Annotated in this window: 3 protein-coding genes and 3 tRNA genes; all 6 read left to right on the forward strand. The window is 39.4% G+C overall.

What is annotated here, in order from left to right; all coding sequences use genetic code 11:
• The first annotated feature begins 316 nt into the window (after positions 1–316).
• Positions 317–1270 carry a uridine diphosphate-N-acetylglucosamine-binding protein YvcK gene (gene yvcK / locus ABZA26_RS11855; RefSeq protein WP_372714729.1) on the forward strand — a complete coding sequence of 318 codons (954 nt, stop codon included), beginning with the start codon at positions 317–319 and terminating at the stop codon, positions 1268–1270.
• 11 nt (positions 1271–1281) lie between these two features.
• Positions 1282–2217 (forward strand): radical SAM protein, encoded by a 936-nt coding sequence (locus tag ABZA26_RS11860; RefSeq protein ID WP_372714730.1) that lies wholly within the window; start codon positions 1282–1284, stop codon positions 2215–2217.
• A gap of 49 nt (positions 2218–2266) precedes the next feature.
• Positions 2267–2342: transfer RNA gene (locus ABZA26_RS11865), tRNA-Thr, on the forward strand.
• A 4-nt stretch (positions 2343–2346) separates the two neighbouring features.
• Positions 2347–2421: transfer RNA gene (locus ABZA26_RS11870), tRNA-Glu, on the forward strand.
• 26 nt (positions 2422–2447) lie between these two features.
• Positions 2448–2532, forward strand: a tRNA-Tyr gene (locus tag ABZA26_RS11875).
• Positions 2533–2643: 111 nt separating this feature from the next.
• Positions 2644–2772: GTP-binding protein (locus ABZA26_RS11880; protein ID WP_372714078.1), on the forward strand; the 129-nt coding region annotated here is incomplete at its 3' end.

Consider the following 2772-nt stretch of genomic DNA (forward strand, 5'->3'; position numbering starts at 1 on the left):
AAAATATGAAGTTTAAATGGTATCAGTTCCCTAAAAAAATATTTTTGAACATAATGCTTAAACAGTATAAATATCTTCTGGAAGAGATCAAGAAGTAAAAGTATAGAGGAGCCCAGAGGGCTCCTTTTGTTTTACAATTATAAAAAAAGACAAAATGGATTATTATACTGTGATAAAGTAAGGGGATCTAATGAGGTGGACCTGGAATGTAACTGAAGCAGAGAAAAATGTTTTTCTTGAAAAAACAGGGTTTGAGAAGTAGTATAATTAGGGAGAAATAATCTCTAAATTTATGTTGGAAGGGAAAAAATATTTTATGTATATAAAACCAAAGGTTGTAGTGATAGGCGGAGGTACGGGGCTTTCAGTTCTCCTGAGAGGTCTGAAGCACTTCCCGGTAGAGATAACTGCCATCGTAACGGTGGCTGATGACGGAGGAAGCAGCGGCAAACTGAGAAATGAGTTTAATATCCCTGCCCCTGGGGATCTAAGAAATGTAATGGTGGCACTAAGTGAGGTAGAACCCCTTGTGGAGGAGCTGCTTCAGTACAGATTTAAAGGAGACAGCAGCCTGGGGGGGCATCCTCTTGGGAACCTTCTTTTAACTGCCATGGTGGGGGTAACAGGAGACCTGGCCAGTGCCATGAAGGGCCTTAGGAAAGTATTCGACATTAAAGGAAACATACTTCCGTCTACCTGTGAGAGTGTGACTCTCTTTGCAGAGATGGAAGACGGGGAAATAATAGCCGGTGAATCGAGGATTCCAAAGACTCAAAAGAGTATAAAGCGGGTATTTTTTGAAAAAAATCCCCAGCCTGTAAAAGAAGCATTAGAGGCAATAGAGGAAGCGGATCTTATAGTTTTAGGTATAGGAAGCCTTTATACCAGTATAATTCCGAATCTACTAATACCTGAAATGAAGGAGTCCCTTTTGAAATCAAAGGCTAAAAAAGTGTATATATGCAACGCAATGCAGCAGCCAGGGGAAACCAGTGGCTACACTGTATATGATCATATAAAAGCCATAAATAAGCACGTGGACGGGGAGTTTTTAGACGTAGTGGTCACAGATTCCAGTGAAATACCGGAAAATGTAATGGAGAAATATAACAGGGAAGGGGCAGGGAGAGTCGAGGTCGACCTGGAAAATCTTGAAAAAATTAAAATAGATATCCTGGAGCAGAAACTCCTGGAAATAAGTGAAAAAGGCACAGTGAGACATCATCCATACAGGCTGGCAGGAGCCATTTATTCACTTGTAGAATATTAAGGGGGAAATTTATGTATAAGCATGTGTTCGGTCCGGTCCCGTCTAGAAGGCTGGGAGTATCCTTGGGAGTGGATCTTGTAGAGGCAAAAACCTGTAACCTCAATTGTATATACTGTGAGTGTGGGGGAAACAGTAAAACTTACAGCGAAAGAGGAAGCTATGTAAATGTTGATGAAGTAAAGGAGGAGCTCAAAAGCGCCTTGAAAAAAATAAAACCTGACTATATAACATTTTCTGGGAGCGGAGAGCCTACACTGAACAGTGATATAGGAACTCTTATAAGGTGGGTAAAGGAAAATACCGATTCCAAGGTGGCTGTAATTACAAACTCTACCCTTCTGCATTTTGATGAAGTTGTAGAGGATATATTGGAGGCAGATGTGATAATGCCCTCTCTAGATGCCATAAGTGAGGAGGTTTTTATACAGATAAACAGACCTCACCCGAGTCTAAAGTCAGAGGATATTTTAAAAGGTCTGGTAAAATTATCTGAGAAATTTAAGGGTAAGATACTTTTAGAGGTATTCATAGTAGAAGGAGTGAATGATACACCCCAAGAGCTGAAGCTTTTCGCTGAATTTTTAAAAAGACTGGGTATAGAGGCTATACAGCTAAATACTTTGGCAAGACCTGGAGCCGTAGATTGGATAGTACCTGCTACATTTAAAAGGCTGAATGAGATAAAAAAATATTTTGAATCCTTTGGAGTACTTGGAGTAGAAATAATAAAAAAATATAAAAGCAGAGATCAAATAGAAAAGTATTCTCCAGAAGGAGAAAAGCTGATTTTAAACATGCTTTCTAAAAGACCTTATGCTCTTGAAGAGCTTTGTGAGATGGTGGGAGAGAAAAAAGAAGAGCTGTATAAATACCTGGAAATACTGGAAAAAGAGAGCAAAATTGAGTTTGTATATATGGAGGGTTCATTTTTTTTAAAAAAACTTTAAAAAAAAATTGACAAACAACAGTGGGTAATATATAATTACGTTGTCTGTCGCCGCTTTAGCTCATCTGGTAGAGCAACTGACTTGTAATCAGTAGGTGATTGGTTCGACTCCGATAAGCGGCACCATAATGCCCCGTTCGTCCAGTGGTGAGGACATCAGATTTTCACTCTGAAGACAGGAGTTCAATTCTCCTACGGGGTACCAACAACATTATGGACACAACTAAATACGGTGAGATTCCCGAGTGGCCAAAGGGAGCAGACTGTAAATCTGCCGGCTCCGCCTTCGAAGGTTCGAATCCTTCTCTCACCACCACTTTATCACTACACAACTGATCCTTTAATCTTGGGAAATTTGTGTGGATTTTTTTTTTACTAAAATCGGATATTAAAAAATTTTATATAAAACAAAATCAGGAGGATTGAAATGGCTAAGGAAAAATTTTCAAGAACGAAACCCCATGTAAACGTAGGAACAATAGGACACGTTGACCATGGAAAAACGACAACAACTGCAGCGATCTCAAAAGTACTTGCTGACAAAGGACTTGCTAAG

The sequence above is a fragment of the Ilyobacter sp. genome (assembly GCF_041583315.1).
Classification (GTDB): domain Bacteria; phylum Fusobacteriota; class Fusobacteriia; order Fusobacteriales; family Fusobacteriaceae; genus Ilyobacter.